This window comes from Aminobacter sp. LjRoot7 (assembly GCF_964252895.1).
Classification (GTDB): Bacteria; Pseudomonadota; Alphaproteobacteria; order Rhizobiales; family Rhizobiaceae; genus Aminobacter; species Aminobacter aminovorans_B.
Map to the genome: position 1 here is coordinate 1 of NZ_CAXUPX020000041.1, position 891 is coordinate 891.

Consider the following 891-nt stretch of genomic DNA (forward strand, 5'->3'; position numbering starts at 1 on the left):
GCCCAGCTCGTCTGGGCTGTTTTGTTATTCGGACGCTGGTGACGGTCGAGTTGAACCTGCATCAAGGGGCCCGCAAGGAGGCGATAGCCGACGAAGCGGGACAAAAAGGCCAAATCCTGTCCCCGCAACCAAAACAAAAGCCCGCCAAGGTGAAAACCACGGCGGGCTTTTTGCTATCCGCACGCCGGTGACGCGAGAGTTGAAACCTCGCGGCAGACGAGAGACGATGCGCGCGCGAACGCCACCGGAGCATTCCCTGGCCAACTCGCCCAGCCGGCTCATGACCTGAAAACCTTGGCCTAAGCCAGGTAGCGCCTGTCCCAGTCGGCCATGCGAAACGCGTTGCCGATCTGCATCGCCCGGGAAAAGGCCGAGCTGATCGGACCAAAGACCGTCGACACAAGCATCTTTGGCCTAGCGGCGAGCTCAGCGCTCGCCATGTCCGCGTCACTCGAGCCACGGTGAAGCGCGCGGATGTCCATCTGGATTTGGTGGTGAGAAGATGCTGCACCACGCGATCGCACGTCGGCCAACGATTCGCGAAGCTGACCTCTGACTGCTGACGAGCTAATGAATGTGCCGGCGGCACTCGCCCCAGTCGAGGGCTCCCAGCTTCCTGCTTCGCGGCCGCTATGCCGACATCCTCGATGATTGCGATCCCTGGGCGGAGAGTGCGGGATGCCTCAAGGTTTTGGTCTGCAAGATGGCGCCAGCGGATTATGCCAGGCTCCCATCTTACGCCCACGCCGCTCGACGACGCCCTTCTCGAAGCCCTTGGCGAAGCAGCCCGCGACGTCGTTCGCGTCGACGTCAGGGCCGGCGACGTGATGATGGTGGACATCCGCGCGTTTCACCAGTGGCTCGTACTCGAGCGCGGCCGGCGTGAAGACC

Annotated in this window: 1 protein-coding gene; it reads left to right on the forward strand. The window is 62.7% G+C overall.

What is annotated here, in order from left to right; translation table 11 throughout:
• On the forward strand, positions 1 to 191 hold a 191-nt coding region (locus ACSQ3E_RS30855; protein ID WP_436125514.1), incomplete at its 5' end, for a hypothetical protein.
• Positions 192 to 891 lie beyond the last annotated feature (700 nt).